Raw genomic sequence first — 16,037 nt, forward strand, 5'->3', positions numbered from 1 at the left:
TGACACTTTGCACGGGACAAACCGGTTAAATCGACCAAGGAATTACCAAGATGCGTACGCCCACCACTGCTACTGCTGAATCAACTCGCAACCAAGACTTTGAGCTCGTCAAACGTCGAATTCACGGCAAGCTCGTCGATAAACTCGACTTATCGAAGGTGGGGGACCTTAAAGGGGATACCCTCAAGAAAGAAATACGGATGGTTGTCGAGCATCTTTGTGATGCTGAAGACACCCTACTCAATCGCCAGGAACGCGAACGCATCGTCGACGAGGTGATCGACGAAGTTCTAGGTCTCGGCCCGCTTGAGTTAATTCTTAAAGACGAAGCGGTCAGCGATATTCTGATCAACGGTCCTAAGAACATCTACGTTGAAAAAGGCGGCCGGATGCAGAAGTCGGAAGTCGAATTCCGCGACAACAAGCACCTGCTGCAAATCATCGACCGCATCGTTAGCAAGGTCGGACGTCGTGTTGATGAAACTTCGCCGATGGTTGACGCTCGATTGGAAGACGGTTCGCGGGTGAACGCGATCATTCCACCCTTGGCACTTGACGGTGCCTGCGTTTCGATTCGTCGATTCGGCTCGAATCCACTGAAGCTTGAAAACCTGTTGAACTTCAAAGCCTTCACCCCCGAGATGGTGATGTTGCTTGAAGGCTGCATCAAAGCTCGTCTGAACTGCATCATCGCAGGCGGTACTGGTTCGGGTAAAACAACGCTGTTGAATACCCTTTCATCGTTCATTGGTCACGAAGACCGGATTGTGACGATCGAAGATGCTGCTGAATTGCAGCTCCAGCAAGATCACATCGTTCGGCTGGAAACACGTCCGGCCAACATCGAAGGCAATGGTGCGGTGACGGCAACGGACTTGGTCAAGAACGCACTGCGTATGCGACCCGAGCGAATCATCATTGGCGAATGTCGTGGTGGTGAAACGTTGGACATGTTGCAGGCGATGAACACCGGTCACGACGGTTCGATGACCACCATTCACGCTAATACTCCTCGTGACGCGATCGCACGTTTGGAAACGCTCGTGATGATGAGCGGTTTTGAACTGCCCGTGAAGGCGATTCGACAACAGGTTGCTGGTGCGGTCGACGTCCTGATTCAGGCAAACCGTTTGCAAGGTGGGCCTCGTCGCGTGACAGCAATCACCGAAGTTGTGGGTATGGAACAAGACACCATTATCCTTCAAGACATTTACCGATTCGTTCAACGTGGCGTGAATGAAGAAGGCAAAGCATTCGGGCACTTCGAGTGCACCGGAGTTCGTCCTTCATTCATGGATAAGTTGGAAGCTGCTGGTGTTCGATTGCCGGCAAGTGCTTTCCGAGAACGCATCATCATGGAAGCCTAATCCACGAAGCTTTTATTGCTCGTGGTCGTGTCGACACTGGCACGACCGCGACGCTTTGTGAACGCTTCTGTAACCACTCATTCCTGTTCCCTCCACCTGAATCTTAATCATGCCTGGACTAGTCATTGCTCTCGTGATCGGCGTTTTTGTAGCCTCGTTGATCGCGTTTGCCGCTCACGTTCTGATCCCTGACTCGGAAACTAGCGCGACCGAAGATCGATTGTCGCAAATGGCATCGCGTCGTCGCGGCGGTTCGCAGCCAGAATCCGAGCAGTCGTCCCTGATGCGGGCTAGCTCGATTGACGACTCGGATATGCTGGGCAAGATGCTCAATAAGTTACCGGCTCTGTCGGAATACTTAGAGCAAGCCGACATGCAAATTAATCCTGCGAAGTTCGGGATGATATGCGTTGCGTTCTTTGGTTTCGGGATCTTCGCTTGCGTCGTGACACCGGTGCCAGTGATCTTGGGGCCATTCCTGGGAATCGCATTAGCGGGTTTGCCGGTCGGATACGTGATGTTCAAACGTAAGAAGCGTCTGCACAAGTTCGGTTTGCAGATGCCCGAAGCGATGGAATTGCTAAGCCGATCGTTGCGTGCGGGTCACTCGCTCAACGCCGGGTTCGGTTTGGTTGCAAGCGAGATGGACAATCCGTTGGCTGCTGAATTTGGTCGGGCGTTTGAAGAGCAAAACTTGGGCATTCCATTGGACGAAGCCATCGAAGACATGGCCTCTCGGATTCCAAATATGGACCTTCGCTTCTTCGCTACCGCGATTGTTTTGCAACGGCAAACAGGTGGTGACTTGGCTGAAATCTTGGACAAGATCGGGAAGCTGGTTCGCGAACGATTGGCGATTTTGGGTCAGATCCAAGCACTCACCGGCGAAGGTCGAATGAGCGGCGTGGTTTTGTTAGGCATGCCACCCACACTGTTCTTGGTGATGTTGAAGATGAACTACGAGTACGTGGTTCTGTTGTTCACCGACCCTCTCGGCAAGATCATGTTAAGCATCGCCCTTGTTACTCAGATCATTGGTGCGATTGTGATCAAGAAGATCATCACGATCAAAGTCTAGCGTTCTAGGTTCGCTCACTACGTTTCATTCTCGCGCCTTTATTCATTCTCCAACCACTCATTAGCATCATGTCAACTTCGTTGATTCTTGCCTTATCGCTTAGCCCCGCGACCGTTGTGTCAGCCGCCATCTTTGTCGTCGTTACCGCTACGGCATGGTTAGTTCTCGGTCGTGTCAGTGGCGAAGACAAGCCTCGAGCGGAAGCTCGCTTGGACATGCTGCGTCGCGGCGGCCGACCCGATGGTTCGGTGCAACTTGACGGTGCCGGCAAGAAGAAGGCCAAGAACGAAAAAATGGCTGCCGTTCTTGAACGTGCCACGATGCCTCTGGAAAAGACGGTTAGTGGCAACGAAGAGGAGATGAGCAAGCTAAGAGAAAAGCTTGTCAATGCGGGTTTCCGTCGCGAAACTGCCCCGATTGTGTTCAAGGGCATGCAGTTGATTCTTGCTGGTGTTTGCATGTTCTTAGGCGGTGTTGTAGGCATCATCGCCGACGGGCTCAGCCAAGCGTTGCTCATGAAGGTGTTCGGCGGCTTCGCGGTAGGTTTCTTCGTTCCCAACATTCTGCTTTCGCTTGCCGCTAGCAAGCGTAAGGAAAAGATTTTCCTGGGATTGCCAGACGCACTCGACTTGATGGTGGTTTGTGTCGAGGCTGGTTTGGGGATGGACCAAGCTCTGCGGAAGGTTGCCGAAGAAATGCTGAAGAGCCACAAAGAGGTGGGTGAAGAATTTGGCATCGCCAACCAACAACTGCAGTTTGGACAAACACGAGCCGAGGTATTGCACGCACTGGGGTTCCGCAGCGGTGTTGATGACCTTAAGCAATTGGCGTCGATCCTGATTCAAGCCGACAAGTTCGGTTCGTCAGTCGCGACCGCTTTGCGAGTTCAATCGGAATCGATGCGAACGAAGCGACGTCAGATCGCTGAAGAAAAAGCCGCGAAGACCGCGGTGAAGATGATTTTCCCTCTAGTGGTCTTCATTTTCCCAGGCATCTTTGTTGTGCTTGTGGGGCCTGCTGCAATCAGTATGTATCGCAACTTGATCGAAAATGGTTGAGAAACATTTCGCTCGAGATTTCTCGAGCGGGCGCAGGTATTGAAGGCTTTCTGATCAGGATTGGCCTATCAAATCACGCAAGGCATTCATCGCGACTTTCGCGTTGGGTGCCTTTGCGATTTGGTCGATCAGGTCCTGCTGACGCTGGTTGATGGTGGCTGGTTCACCCTTGCCCGGTAGTTTCGATTCAACATCGCTCACCATGCGTCGCAGCAACTCTGGTAGTCCATCGCCCGTTTTCGCGGATACCAAAAGAGCATTGGGGTGCTGGGTTTTTAGATCCTCGCGGGTGTCGGCGGCAATCAGGTCTGATTTGTTGAAGATCCTGAGTGTAGGACGATTGGCTGTGGCTTCTGGCTCGCCTGAGGGTGATGAGCCTGAACTTGGCTCTTGATCGGAGTACTGGCCAACTTGGATGACAAGATCAGCACTTAGGATCTCGCGCCGAGCTCGTGTCACTCCTTCTTGCTCGATCGGATCCTCACTGACGCGAAGGCCAGCGGTGTCGCTGAGTTTCAACGGAATTCCGTCCACTACGGTTTCTGCGTGCAGCACGTCTCGCGTCGTGCCTGCGATATCGGTCGTGATGCTGCGATTGAATCCGACGATGGCGTTGACCAGGCTGCTCTTGCCTACGTTGGGCGGACCGACCAGCACGACTCGCCACGGCAAGTCGAGCCGACTAGTAAGGTAGCCGCGTTCGAGAATCCCACTTGCCTGCACAGCGATGTCAGCAAGGACTGCGTCAATGTTTCCATGGTTGACCGAAACGGCCAGACGGCGGGGTTGCTCCGTTGCCCAATCCAGTAGCGATCCACGCACCTGATCCATCGCGATCGACGCAAATTTTGCTGTCGTACAACGCGAGAGCATTTCGGTGGCCTCAGCGAGTAGCAGCGGTTGATGGCCTCGTGCGAACTCTGCTGCTGATACGATTTTGACACCCTGTGCGGCTAAAGCGGTGACGATGCGATGAATTGCCGCCACTCCGCCATGACAGTGAATTTCAAGGTGTTTTTCGGCGATCGGTGTCAACACGACGGATTCGGCAGCGATCGCATCTTTGGTATCTGTCTTGTCGCCCCAAGTGCCGTAGCGTACTTGATCAGCCTTTAAGGACAGTGAAGAAGCCGGGGTAAAGCAGGCTTGAACAACTTCATTGGCGCGCGGACCAGCAATCGCGATCACTGCGATCGCGCTTCGGCCGACGCCAGTGATTGGTGCCGCGATGGTTTGGTTTTTGAGGTCCGATGACACGGTATTAAAAAATTTATTGCTTTGAGGTGAAGACATCGCTTCGTAGTTGAATACACTTACGCATCAAAGCCAACCGTGCGACATAAGTGAATGACATTAATCCTTCGGTTGGCATTTGACGTTGATGCACCGTTGATCTGCCCCTCCGTGAATCCGACGAGCTTTCGAGCCCATGGCGAAAACGAAGCCAAAACTCAAAAAGCCGCCCCGCTCCTCGCGGAGCAACTCTACCGAACCGATCGTCGATCTCAATCGTTTAACGGACGATCAACTGCTCGACATGCGAATGTGTGACTTGCCGATCAAGATTGGCGTCAGTCCTCTCGAAAAACGCATCAAACAGCTCTATGACGAATTGGCTCGTCGCGGGCTACGATTCAGGCCTCACTGCTGGTTGAGCGAAGAGTGGTTTTCGCCGGATGACATTCCGGGCATCGCGATCCCGTTTTACTTGGCTCACCCGCGGCTGATTCGGCTCGAACGCAAACAATTGTTGGAAGTGGAAGGCGGAACTCACGATTGGTGCATGAGGATCTTGCGGCATGAAGCGGGGCACGCGATAGATACGGCGTACCGATTGCGACGCAAGGCGGCATTTCGAGAGTTGTTTGGGAAGCCGTCTCGGCCGTACCCGACCTACTATCACCCCATGCCGTCAAGCAAAGACTTTGTTCTGCATTTGGAAATGTGGTACGCCCAAGCTCACCCCTTGGAAGACTTTGCTGAAACCTTCGCCGTCTGGCTGAGACCCGGGTCTCGCTGGCGCAGTCGTTACAAAGATTGGCCAGCGATCAAAAAACTGCATTTAATGCACGATATGATGGAGTCGGTGGCAGACAAGAAGCCGGTGGTGACTTCAAAGGCCCGCCCCTACGCCCTATCACAAATCCGTAAAACGCTGCGAACCCACTACGCCGAAAAAAGAGAACACTACGGTGTTTCGTTGCCGAGTATCTATGATAACGACTTGCGCAAACTGTTTTCCAGCGATCCGATCGACAAACGCAACGTGACTGCCGCGATGTTTCTGACTCGTATTCGGTCCGAGTTGCGGTTAAGTGTGGCGAAGTGGACAGGCGAGTACACGTACACCATTGACCAAGTCGTTCAGGAAATGATTGAGCGAAGTCGCGAGTTAAAACTGCGACTGGGGAGTTCCCCGGAAGAAGCGAAGCGTGACGCGATGATATTGGTGGCCGTTCGAACCACAAACTTCCTGCACGAAGGACGTCGTCATATCGCGGTCTAGGCAGGCCGCCCTGATTCGTTCTTAAGGCAACATTGACCATGAGCAAACTACGAATACTCGTCTTGGTGCGGGAGGGCCACGTTCCACCACTGACCCTCGAGGGCATCTCGGAAAAAGAGATGGACTCGTGGAAGGCAGAGTTTGACGTTTGCGAAACGCTTCGCCATCTCGGGCACGAAGTACTTCCGCTTGGCGTCTATGACGACCTGACACCGATCCGCGAATCGCTGCGTGACTTCGAACCAGACATTACGTTCATGATGTTGGAAGAATTCCACGGCGTCGTGACTTATGACTTTGCGGTGATAAGTTATCTCGAATTGATGCAGCAGCCTTACACGGGCTGCAATCCACGAGGAATGCTGCTGAGCAAGGACAAGGCGTTATCGAAGAAAGTGCTTTCGTATCACCGGATCCCAACGCCTCGCTTTGCCGTCTTTCCCGTTGGTCGACAAGTTCATCGGCCTAAGAAATTGTCGTTTCCGTTGTTTGTCAAAAGCGTGATCGAGGACGCATCGTTTGGAATTGCCCAAGCGTCGATTGTTCAAAACGATGATCAACTTGCCGAGCGAGTAGCATTTATACATAAATCAACAAACGGGCCTGCAATTGCGGAACAGTACATCGACGGACGTGAATTGTACGTTGGGGTGCTGGGCAACAATCGCTTAACGACGTTTCCAGCTTGGGAAATGAACTTCGGAAAGATGCCCGATGATGTCGCTCGGATTGCCACCCGAGCAGTGAAGTTCAATCACAAGTACCAAGACAAACACAACATCACCACTCACGCGGCCAAGGATCTCGACGAGGCAACGCTTGAACGTATCTCGAAGTTGTGTAAACGAGTTTATCGCGCGCTTAGCATGAGCGGCTATGCGCGAATGGATTTGCGAATGACACCCAGCGGAGAGATTTTTGTTATTGAGGCAAACGCGAATCCGAATATCGAATACGGCGAAGACTTCTCTGAATCTGCCGAGATGGTAGGGATCACCTACGAGATGTTGTTGCAAAGAATCATCAACTTGGGGCTCAGCTACAAAGCTGACTGGATGGCTTAGGGAAAGTTCCAATGAAATTAAATCTCGAACCTCTTCGGAATCTTGATCCGTCGATTTTCATCGCGCCCAATGCCACGGTCTTTGGCGACGTGCAGATTGGTCGGGAAGCCACGATCTGGTTTGGCGCCGTAATCCGAGGCGATACGGACACAATCAAGATCGGTACCCAAACCAACATTCAAGATCTTTGTGTCCTGCACGCCGACCCTACCTTTCCCTGCACGATCGGCGATCGTGTTACCGTGGGTCACGCGGCGGTGATCCATGGTGCGACCATCGAAAATGATGTGTTGGTCGGAATGCGTGCCGTGGTGCTTAATGGTGCTACGATCGGAACCGGCAGCGTGATCGCCGCGGGAACTTTGATTCCTGAGAACATGGTTGTGCCACCGAACTCGCTCGTGATGGGAGTTCCAGGAAAGGTGCGAGGCCAGACCAGCGAAGTTCACCAAGCCATGATCACACGAGGTGCCAAGCACTACGCGGAAGCTGGACGTCAATATCTAGCGGCACAGACGACGCAAACCAAGTGATTGCAATTTAGTCGCGATAGATCTCGTGACAGGACTTGCATAGCTCCAGCAATCGAAAAGTCGTGTTCGATAGATGATGGGTGGATTCAACCGGCTGGGGTGACAGCGATCGTTCGATAGATAATTGGTCCTGCAATTCCGTTGCCGCTTGTTCGGACTGTTCGATCCAGCGACGGAAACGCGTGTCGGCAAGAAGACGATTCGTTTCGTCGTCATCAGACTTTCGTCGGGCGAATTCCCGAAAGTGTTCACGAATGAGAAGTGCATCGTGGGCCAGTTCTTCGCGATCGTCTTTCCATCCTGCGGACTCGGCGCTTTTGAGACGGTCGGCTAGTTCACCCACTTCTGACATCATGGAAGCTAGCGAGTTCACTTCAGCGATCTCGACGAATGTTTTCTGCATCGCATCGAGGTCTTCTGGTAAGATGCGTTTCGCTTCGGCAACCGCCTTGTGCAGACCTTTGTAGCCGATTCCCGTGCCGGCCTGTTGCAGCACCGATTGACCCTGGGCCGTGGTAATCAGTCCTGATGCAATGCAGGCTGCTGACGCCGCTGCTGGGCCGCGATGTTTGCCGTGGTGGCAATGGATATAGATCACACCATCGGTTTGGTGCACGGCCTTCGCAAGTGATTCAACTTCATCCTGGTCGATCTTGTCATATCCGATCGGCAAGTGGATGTAGCGAATGCCGTTGCGTCTAGCGATTTCCACTGGGGGAACGGTTGCGTCGACGGAGATAATCGTTTGCACTCCCAGATCAGCGAGCTCGGCATACTGGTCGGTTGAAGTAGGCCCTTCACCACAGATCACTCGGGGATGGATCTGTATAAGATGTTCAAGCGTGTTGGCATCGATCGGTGCTGGATCGACAGGAGTTGCATCACCAGAAGTGCGCATGCCATGCGTTTGGTCCGCAGACGTTTGTCCATTAGGCGATAGAGCTCTTGGATCAGTCTCAGCTTGGCCGCTGGTTGGCTTGTCGGTTGCGTTTGCGAGCGAGTTGTTGAGCAAGTTGCTGAGCAAGGCAATGCTCAAGCCAAGCATCGCTCTCATGACAAGCGACATGGAAACATTCCTCTGTGCTGCTTGAAAGCTTAAGTTCACTTGTGGTGAGTTCGACGTCGCTTGAAGGTTCATAGCGATCGAACGTGAACGTTGATGAGCTGTTCGGCGGGGTGGGGAGATCATTTTCACCTCTCCATTAAACTCAACTTGTCAAGAAAAGAAAACTCTCCCTCGATAGCCACGGGTGACAAACGAAGAGGCGTGAACGGAAGGTCACGCGTCAGAATGAATGTCTAACCTAGCATGGCTAAACCGATCAACGCTGGGCGGATCTTGGGTCAGCGTGTCTTGGCTAGTTGAATCTTGCCTAACAGGATCTAAACCCGATCGTTCACGACCGAGCGATCTCCGGGGCACCGACCAGTGCGGGAGCTCGACCATCGTGGTAGTAGACACGGTTACGGCCAATGTTTTTAGCCGCATAAAGAGCCTCGTCAGCTCGCCGAATGACTGGGCTCGACGCGAGATCCTCGCGAGGCTCACTCAGTCCAACGCTGACGGTGATGTCCAGCGACAGATTGCCAGCGGCCATGGGATGATGTTCGATTGTCTTGCGGACTTCGTTCATCTTTTCGGCTGCTACGCGAAGCGGTCCGTCAAGAATGGCGGCAAACTCTTCTCCACCAAATCTCGCGACCATGATGGCGCTGCTAAGTTCCGTTCGCAGCGTCGAGGCAAGCTGCTGCAGCACTTGGTCGCCCGCTTGATGACCGTGGTTGTCGTTGATGGACTTGAACTTATCGATGTCGACAAGCACCAACACAAACGAGCGTCCACCGCTTCGATAGGCTGCGAACACTTCATCGAGTCGTTTGTCGAAAGCGCGACGATTGAAGAGTCCAGTTAACCCATCGGTGCGAGCCTCGGTGAGGTAGCATTCGATTTGCTGGGTTTGCTTGTCGAGCTGGCGTTCGGCCGCTTCAAGGCGATCTTGCAGTTCGCCGTTGCTATTCATGATCTGTTGCAGCAGCATCATGACTTTGTTTTCGGCAACAGGTCCGGCAGCCGGATTGAGGCTCGCTCGAACGGCTTCGCTAAGTTTGCCTAATTCGTTTTGGTAATCCGAGACATTGCCCGAATACTCGTTGGTCCAGGAGCCCAGTTGATGTAACAACTGCAGCATCTGCTCGCGGTCATTTTCGGACAAAATTTCACCTGATTGTTGGGATCGCAAACGCGCCCATCGCATCCCAATGAGGACACCGACAGCCAGCAAGATAATTCCAAGAACGATTCCGATTAGCAAAGGAGTAATATTTTCCATCATCGAACAACGCTCACCGTTTCACCGGTGTTTACCAATTGTTCACCACGTGCAATCACAACCAGACCGCTTTCGGTAACGGTGAAGCCCCGTTGGGCATCGAATATGGGATCGAAGCCAATTTCGGTTTCGGGTGGAATCTGCACGCCTTTGTCGACGATCACGCGACGTAGTCGGCATCGACGTCCCACCTCGACTTCATCGAATAGGATGCAATCTTCGACCGACGCGTAGCTATTGATCCGTACGTTGGGACCAAGCACGCTTCGATGAACACGTCCGCCGCTGACGATAGCGCCTTGACAAACAATGGAATCCAACGCCTCGCCTCGACGAATCGATGGCCCACCTTCGCTGCCAAAGACAAACTTCGGTGGTGGCAGCATGGGTTGGTGAGCGCGGATAGGCCACTGAGCGTCATAAAGATTGAGTTGCGGATCGACGTCGATCAGATCCATTGTCGCTTCGAAGTACGCGTCGATGGTGCCGACGTCTCGCCAATATGCATCTCGCTTGCGATTCTCGTCCAAGAAAGGGAACGCGAATACGCGATTGGTTTTTATGGCTGCCGGAATGATGTTCTTGCCAAAATCGTGGTCGCTGTCCTCGTAGGTAGCGTCGTCGCAAAGGCACTCGTAAAGAAATCTCGCGTTAAAGACATAGATGCCCATCGATGCAAGAGCCACATCGGGGTCATCTGGCGTCGTCTTGGGTTCACTTGGCTTCTCTTCAAAACCGACGATTCGATGGTCGAGGTCAGCCTGGATCACGCCAAATTCTTTGGCTTCGTCACGACTAACACGAAGTGCACCGATGGTGATGTCCGCATCCATCTTGCGATGGAATTCGACCATGGGGCCATAGTTCATCTTGTAGATGTGGTCGCCGCCTAGGATGACAACGTCGCGCGGTTCTTCGCGTTCGATGGCGTAGATGTTTTGATAGACCGCATCGGCGGTACCCTGATACCAGCTATCGTCAAATCGCTGTTGAGGCGGAACGACGTCAATGAACTCACCCAGTTCACGGCAAAAGTAGTTGCGCCAAGCTAGGTTGATGTGCCGATCGAGCGATTGAGCCTTGTACTGCGTCAACAGTAGGATCTTCCGCATGCCGCTGTTAAGGCAATTGCTAAGGACAAAGTCAACAATCCGGTACAAACCGCCAAACGGAACCGCCGGTTTTGCGCGATCGCGGGTCAGAGGTTCCAGGCGCGAACCTTTTCCTCCTGCCAAAATTACCGTTACCGTGTCTCGCATTCGATTCCTGCACATTCCATTGGTTGTTTAGGGATAGTCCAGAACGACTTTCGACACGTGGATCTTCGCAGTTCCGCACAGCGAGATAATTCGAGATCGTACCGATCGAGAGAGAACGACATGACTGTCTTATTCCCGCTTCTATCGGATCTTCCAAGGAAGAGTTGTGTGGCGAAGTGGTTTCTGAACGATTCCTTAATGCAATCAAAGTTTACCAGACTCAAGCGGTTTGGTGCGATAGTCAATTCCGCCGAATGGTCTTGCAAAACGTCACGTAATTCCTCTTTCCAGCATTCTGCATTCCACTCAGTCACGATTCCACTCGGCCCCGATCCTAAATCCGCGAGTCGCTAGATTGGATCGTCTCTCAAACACGAGGGCCACCAAGATGCAGATCGATAATCGGACTGCAATTCACCAATGGTTGACTTTGGGTAAATTGCGTAAGTAGAACGCATCTGCAAACGTGCGTCGGTTGATGACAGGTCGTTTGCAGCGATCAACGATCTTCCGCTACGCCGAACGATTCTGGTACATCCAATCCCATTCATACCGTTGGCTCATTGTGGATACATGCGTTCTTCCCCAGCAACAACGACACAACGCATCGTCAAGCGCGGGCTTGATTTGTGGACGTGCGCAATCTCCGTGGCGTGTTTGGCGATTCTTAACAGTTCAAGTTCGAACTGTTTTGGTCAGATGGCCAACGAAGTGGTGGTGCCATTGGCTCCGTACGCGCAGCCCAACCCGCACGTCAATCCGATGCTCGCTGAGATTACGGAAGTTCCCATCGAGAAGTTTCGACGCAGTTTCTATCAAGGTGCTGAGGTCCTAGGCGGATACTTCGCCGACACGGGCGATCGCCTCGGTGGCTTGAATTGGAGCTTTGAAGAGGCTCGCGTCAGCTTTGGTTTGCCACTCGGCAGCATGGACAACATCCTGGGCATGCGGCCGTACTTTCGAGCATTGCACCTGGATGGTCCCACGGACGTGGATGTCCCGTCGACGGTTTACGACACTGGGGTAACGTTCTTAAACCAACGTACCTGGACACCTCGGGTGTCCACCACGTTAGTCGTCAGTCCTGCCGTTCGCAGCGACTTCACCACCGACAACCAAGCCTTTCGTATTTTTGGACTCGGGTTGGTGAACTACCAATGCCGCGAGACGTTAAAGCTATCTGCCGGCGCGGTGTTCCTTGACCGAGAAGATGTCGGAGTCCTTCCCGCTTTCGGGTTTGTTTGGACACCGACTCCACAGTGGCAGTTCGACGGAATGATTCCGCGTCCCAGGATTGCTCGGCGGTTATGGAAAGACGGCGGTGAGGCAGAAGGATGGGCGTTTATCGGAGCTTCCTTCGGCGGTAACACATTTGCCGTCACGCGTGACGACAATCGCACCGACCTACTGACCCTGCGAGATTATCGAGTCATGGGCGGTTATGAGGTGATCCGCAGTGGCAACCGCGGCGCCTACGTCGAAGCCGGATATTCATTCGGCCGTTCGCTTGAGTACGACAACGACAATCTTGATTTTGACCTTGACGATGCCGTCTTCGTGCAAGCGAGTTGGCAATTCTAGTTTCCGCAACGTCGGTCAACGATCAATCAAACTCGCTGCGTCATAAAGCAAAGCCATGAAACAGCAAGCGGCGGCTAGTGCCAAGTGTTTGCCTGCAGTAGCCGCCGATGTCCTGTGAACCTACTTCGCTTCCGATTTGCCGTGTTCCTTGCCGAGCATCATCATCAGAATCGGCTGCTGCTTGTTACCACCGTTGTAGGTGTAACCAGCTTCCAAGGCACGTTCAATTCGCTCTTGAGATTCGGTAAGGTGGGCAATCGTGTAGGAGTCCATCTTCGGCCCACACTTTGCGATAGAACCTTCGATGCGTTTGGTGAGTGATCGCAACTGCATGCGAGCCAAGTTGCTAATCGGTTTCGCCGCCGCACTTCGGTCTGACGTTTCCAAGATCAGATCAATCAACCGCTGCATATGTTCGCGTTGCAGGTTTCGGCGGAGTGATGAAATCATTGGTTTGCGGTCATTGCGATCCGCTGGGCAATCCGCATCGAGTTCTGACCAAACTGCATCGTTAAGAGTGTTCAGCAGTTCGGGCAACGTCAACGCATCCTGGTCGGCGGGCAAGCGTAGTTCATTGTCATAGACGCGGCGCAGAGTGGTTGGGTTCATCAACCACGTCAGGGCCGATGACTGGACTCCAAGAATACGATCGTGAATCGGCCATGCGGCCTCGACCGACATTGACGAGTGCGACCCGCCATCAAGCCATTTGTCGGCGCTCATTCGTTCGAGGATTTCCGGGGTCAAGCCATACGCTTCATCCCTGAACGATGTTTCAATCACAAACTTCAACGCGTCTCGTTGTTGTTTGGCAGGAACGACTTCCACCGGTGGGCGATCACCGGGGTCACCCTTCTTGTCACGGTTAACGAACGCTCCGCCAATCCAGTTGGCCATCATGCTGGCCGCCCGAGTTTGCAAACCGAGGGTAAGTTCGTAACCACGACGAGCGCGAGCCCAGCTTTGGCCATCTTTAACGAAGCGATCCAAAATACGTTCGCGGTACAACTTGACCAACTTCATTTGTTCGTTGGCGTAATCGAGAGGATCCTTCGCGAAGTCGTAACGACGCGCTAGCGGATCGGGACCCGTGGTGTCTTCGTCAGTTGCATATTGAAGTTCGGGCTCTGTGCATCGCTTAAGAATCTCTGGAAGGTCTTTGTCATTAAAGGTGTATCCGTACTCGATTGCCCAGAAGTCATAGGGGCCAATGTCGATCATCGCGTAATCACCCTGCACTTCCCCAGATTCGAAACGGTAGTTGATGGGCAGGTAATCCATCACCGACGAACTGAAGGTCTTCTTTCCCTTGACTTCTTCACTGTTGATTTCGTCGAGATTGTGCAGCGACGATGCTTTGAAGTTGTGGCGCAGTCCTAGCGTGTGCCCAACTTCGTGTGCAACCAAATCAGCAAGCAATGGACCAACGAACCACTCCGGCATGCCGTCGATCAAGTTGTCCTCGGTTTCGGCCTTTCTCTTCTTGGCTAACTTTTCCTTTTCTGACTCTTCGTCCTCTTTCTCGCTGTCGTCCTCGTCTTCTTCCTTGACCTCTTTTTCGTCAGATTCGGCTTTGTCAGAGTCTGCTTTGGCAGCGTCCTCTTTGACGGATTTCTTTTCGTCCTTCTTCTTTTCTGTTTGTTCTTCTTCGAGCAACGTTAGGGCCCAATCCATGCGAGTGAGTGCAAGGTCTAAGCTGCGTCCACTCGCTGCCATGCACAAACCATTCTTTTGACTGATCGAACCATAGAGTCCGTCGAACTCGTCATCGCCGAGCAAGCTCGGGTCGGCCGCTGCCATTTTGAATCCAGCCATCGGCTGTTGGGATTCCATCGCGAAACGATTGCGCAGAAAGTTGGATTGCTCTGGGGGAGCCATCCGAATCCTTGGGTCCCAAGTTGGGTGTTGACCGAGCCACGCTAGCGTTTCAGGCGGAAAATTCTCCATTGCCAACTGAGGCAGCAGGTCCTCGTAGTTGTAGTTGAAGTGCCGGATCCAACCGTCGGTCAAGATGATATCGGCGTCGAGGATTTCTCCCGTTTCGGGGTGAACTCGACTTGGGCCAATCGCGGTACCCACGTTGTTGTTAAGCCAGCGGATGAAGTTGTATCGAACGTCTTCGGGATCTTTTTCCATGTGAATGCCACTCTCGGCATCTTGGTATTCGATCACGATTGCATCAACGATTCCCACCTTCTCGAACGCTTTGTTCCAATAATCGACACCCGCTTTAATCCAACGTCGATAGCGGACCGGTGCGGTGTGCTCAACGTAAAAGCGAATGGGTTCCTTGGGTGGGCTAAGGGCGAGCTTTGCGTCGCGTTTTTCGAGTCGCCAACGATTGATATAGCGGACACGTGTTTCGTCTTCTTTGTACTTGCTTAAGTCCGAGTACGTGGTCGTAAAGTAACCGACACGCTCATCTGCTTTGCGTGGAGTGAAGCCGCTTTTCGCTGAAGGAACTTCGCTAAACGAATAGTGGATCGTTTGGAGCTTTCCGCCAACACCGACGATTTCGAATGCGAACTCGACGTTGTCAGGAAAAACCTTCGCTGACTTCAAGTCCATGATACGAGTGTTCGTTACGCGAACGGATGATCCGAAGAATGTGCGCGCGTTGCCAACTAGCAGTGAATCAAAATCAACCATCGGGCCGCCGCTTGGTCCCATCGCAGCAATCGGCACGTCGAGCAAAACCTTGTCGGTAAACAATCGTTTGACCGAAGCTTTGCTTTCCGCGTCGCCGGTGGCGCGCGTGTCTAAGTTGGGGGCGATCAAAGCAAGTCGATCATCGTAGCGTCGCCATTGCACCACCCAGTCACCCGATTGCAAACCGGCATACTCGTCACCGCTACTCACGGTCAGGGCGATGAAATAACGCCGATTAGCAAAGTTCTTTGGCAGTTCGACAAGGATCTGAGAATCCTTCTCTCGCTTCCAAACGTCGAATAGACCTTTGGGATTCTGCTGGTCCGAAACCGTGATTTTCGTGTAGTCCTTGGATACCGTGTCAAACTCAGGTAGTTCGGCAAAGGCTGCGGGAGCAATGCACGATGTGAGCGCGAAAGCGATCAAAGCTTGGGTATAGAATTTCATTCCAGGCATTGGAAAAGAGGATGCAAGATGGGAAGGGGGCGAGCGGAGGCGCAGCGCGGGACGCCCAAGTTCCGTGCGGAGACTCAAGAGCGATGTCCCTTTAGTTTAGCCTTTCTGGCGAACTTGCCGACGGTAAACCCACCGCGATCGTCGCAGATTGCCAAC

General features: G+C 53.0%; 12 protein-coding genes. 7 read left to right on the forward strand and 5 right to left on the reverse strand.

From position 1 onward, the window contains the following. Positions 1-50 precede the first annotated feature (50 nt). From Pla22_RS08030 to Pla22_RS08040, 3 genes are all read left to right on the forward strand, one after another. A complete protein-coding gene (locus tag Pla22_RS08030; RefSeq protein WP_146514152.1) occupies positions 51-1,367 on the forward strand; it encodes a CpaF family protein in 1,317 nt (438 codons plus the stop codon). Between the two features lie 109 nt (positions 1,368-1,476). Next, entirely contained in the window at positions 1,477-2,445 is a 969-nt protein-coding gene (locus tag Pla22_RS08035; RefSeq protein WP_146514153.1) for a type II secretion system F family protein, read from the forward strand. Positions 2,446-2,513: 68 nt separating this feature from the next. After that, on the forward strand, positions 2,514-3,503 hold the full coding sequence (locus Pla22_RS08040) for a type II secretion system F family protein (protein ID WP_146514154.1): 990 nt from the start codon (positions 2,514-2,516) through the stop codon (positions 3,501-3,503). 54 nt (positions 3,504-3,557) lie between these two features. Here Pla22_RS08040 and Pla22_RS08045 read toward each other — a convergent pair whose 3' ends face one another. After that, positions 3,558-4,796: a GTPase gene (locus Pla22_RS08045; RefSeq protein ID WP_146514155.1), complete on the reverse strand. Its 1,239-nt coding sequence runs from the start codon at positions 4,794-4,796 to the stop codon at positions 3,558-3,560. Between the two features lie 136 nt (positions 4,797-4,932). On the opposite strand from Pla22_RS08045, the gene Pla22_RS08050 reads away from it, so the two are divergent. Genes Pla22_RS08050 through Pla22_RS08060 form a run of 3 tightly spaced genes read left to right on the forward strand, consistent with a single transcriptional unit; the run spans position 4,933 to position 7,606 of the window. Next, positions 4,933-6,009 (forward strand): putative zinc-binding metallopeptidase, encoded by a 1,077-nt coding sequence (locus tag Pla22_RS08050; RefSeq protein WP_146514156.1) that lies wholly within the window; start codon positions 4,933-4,935, stop codon positions 6,007-6,009. A 38-nt stretch (positions 6,010-6,047) separates the two neighbouring features. Further along, positions 6,048-7,073, forward strand: coding sequence for a D-alanine--D-alanine ligase family protein (locus Pla22_RS08055; RefSeq protein WP_146514157.1), 1,026 nt, complete (start codon positions 6,048-6,050; stop codon positions 7,071-7,073). An 11-nt stretch (positions 7,074-7,084) separates the two neighbouring features. Next, entirely contained in the window at positions 7,085-7,606 is a 522-nt protein-coding gene (locus Pla22_RS08060; RefSeq protein WP_146514158.1) for a gamma carbonic anhydrase family protein, read from the forward strand. Positions 7,607-7,613: 7 nt separating this feature from the next. On the opposite strand, the gene Pla22_RS08065 is transcribed toward Pla22_RS08060, so the two are convergent. The 3 genes from Pla22_RS08065 to glgC all read right to left on the reverse strand — a co-directional run bounded on the left by Pla22_RS08065 (position 7,614) and on the right by glgC (position 11,210). Continuing rightward, positions 7,614-8,672: a phosphatase domain-containing protein gene (locus Pla22_RS08065; protein WP_146514159.1), complete on the reverse strand. Its 1,059-nt coding sequence runs from the start codon at positions 8,670-8,672 to the stop codon at positions 7,614-7,616. A 331-nt stretch (positions 8,673-9,003) separates the two neighbouring features. Continuing rightward, a complete protein-coding gene (locus Pla22_RS08070; protein WP_242631869.1) occupies positions 9,004-9,939 on the reverse strand; it encodes a diguanylate cyclase in 936 nt (311 codons plus the stop codon). Continuing rightward, positions 9,936-11,210, reverse strand: a complete 1,275-nt coding sequence (gene glgC, locus Pla22_RS08075; RefSeq protein WP_242631870.1) for a glucose-1-phosphate adenylyltransferase — start codon at positions 11,208-11,210, stop codon at positions 9,936-9,938. Before glgC ends, Pla22_RS08070 begins: the two co-directional genes overlap by 4 nt. Positions 11,211-11,894: 684 nt before the next feature. Here glgC and Pla22_RS08080 point away from each other — a divergent pair. Continuing rightward, on the forward strand, positions 11,895-12,776 hold the full coding sequence (locus Pla22_RS08080) for a hypothetical protein (protein ID WP_146514160.1): 882 nt from the start codon (positions 11,895-11,897) through the stop codon (positions 12,774-12,776). A 120-nt stretch (positions 12,777-12,896) separates the two neighbouring features. Here the strand turns inward: Pla22_RS08080 and Pla22_RS08085 are convergent, their stop codons facing one another. Next, positions 12,897-15,881 carry a zinc-dependent metalloprotease gene (locus Pla22_RS08085; RefSeq protein WP_146514161.1) on the reverse strand — a complete coding sequence of 995 codons (2,985 nt, stop codon included), beginning with the start codon at positions 15,879-15,881 and terminating at the stop codon, positions 12,897-12,899. Positions 15,882-16,037: the final 156 nt, after the last annotated feature.

This window comes from Rubripirellula amarantea (genome assembly GCF_007859865.1).
GTDB lineage: Bacteria > Planctomycetota > Planctomycetia > Pirellulales > Pirellulaceae > Rubripirellula > Rubripirellula amarantea.

Bases quoted from the DNA above. Each gene is read 5' to 3' on its own strand.
- Pla22_RS08030 (WP_146514152.1), top strand. From the start codon at position 51: ATGCGTACGCCCACCACTGCTACTGCTGAATCAACTCGCAACCAAGAC.
- Pla22_RS08035 (WP_146514153.1), top strand. From the start codon at position 1,477: ATGCCTGGACTAGTCATTGCTCTCGTGATCGGCGTTTTTGTAGCCTCG.
- Pla22_RS08040 (WP_146514154.1), top strand. From the start codon at position 2,514: ATGTCAACTTCGTTGATTCTTGCCTTATCGCTTAGCCCCGCGACCGTT.
- Pla22_RS08045 (WP_146514155.1), bottom strand. From the start codon at position 4,796: ATGTCTTCACCTCAAAGCAATAAATTTTTTAATACCGTGTCATCGGAC.
- Pla22_RS08050 (WP_146514156.1), top strand. From the start codon at position 4,933: ATGGCGAAAACGAAGCCAAAACTCAAAAAGCCGCCCCGCTCCTCGCGG.
- Pla22_RS08055 (WP_146514157.1), top strand. From the start codon at position 6,048: ATGAGCAAACTACGAATACTCGTCTTGGTGCGGGAGGGCCACGTTCCA.
- Pla22_RS08060 (WP_146514158.1), top strand. From the start codon at position 7,085: ATGAAATTAAATCTCGAACCTCTTCGGAATCTTGATCCGTCGATTTTC.
- Pla22_RS08065 (WP_146514159.1), bottom strand. From the start codon at position 8,672: ATGTCGCTTGTCATGAGAGCGATGCTTGGCTTGAGCATTGCCTTGCTC.
- Pla22_RS08070 (WP_242631869.1), bottom strand. From the start codon at position 9,939: ATGATGGAAAATATTACTCCTTTGCTAATCGGAATCGTTCTTGGAATT.
- glgC (WP_242631870.1), bottom strand. From the start codon at position 11,210: ATGTGCAGGAATCGAATGCGAGACACGGTAACGGTAATTTTGGCAGGA.
- Pla22_RS08080 (WP_146514160.1), top strand. From the start codon at position 11,895: ATGGCCAACGAAGTGGTGGTGCCATTGGCTCCGTACGCGCAGCCCAAC.
- Pla22_RS08085 (WP_146514161.1), bottom strand. From the start codon at position 15,881: ATGCCTGGAATGAAATTCTATACCCAAGCTTTGATCGCTTTCGCGCTC.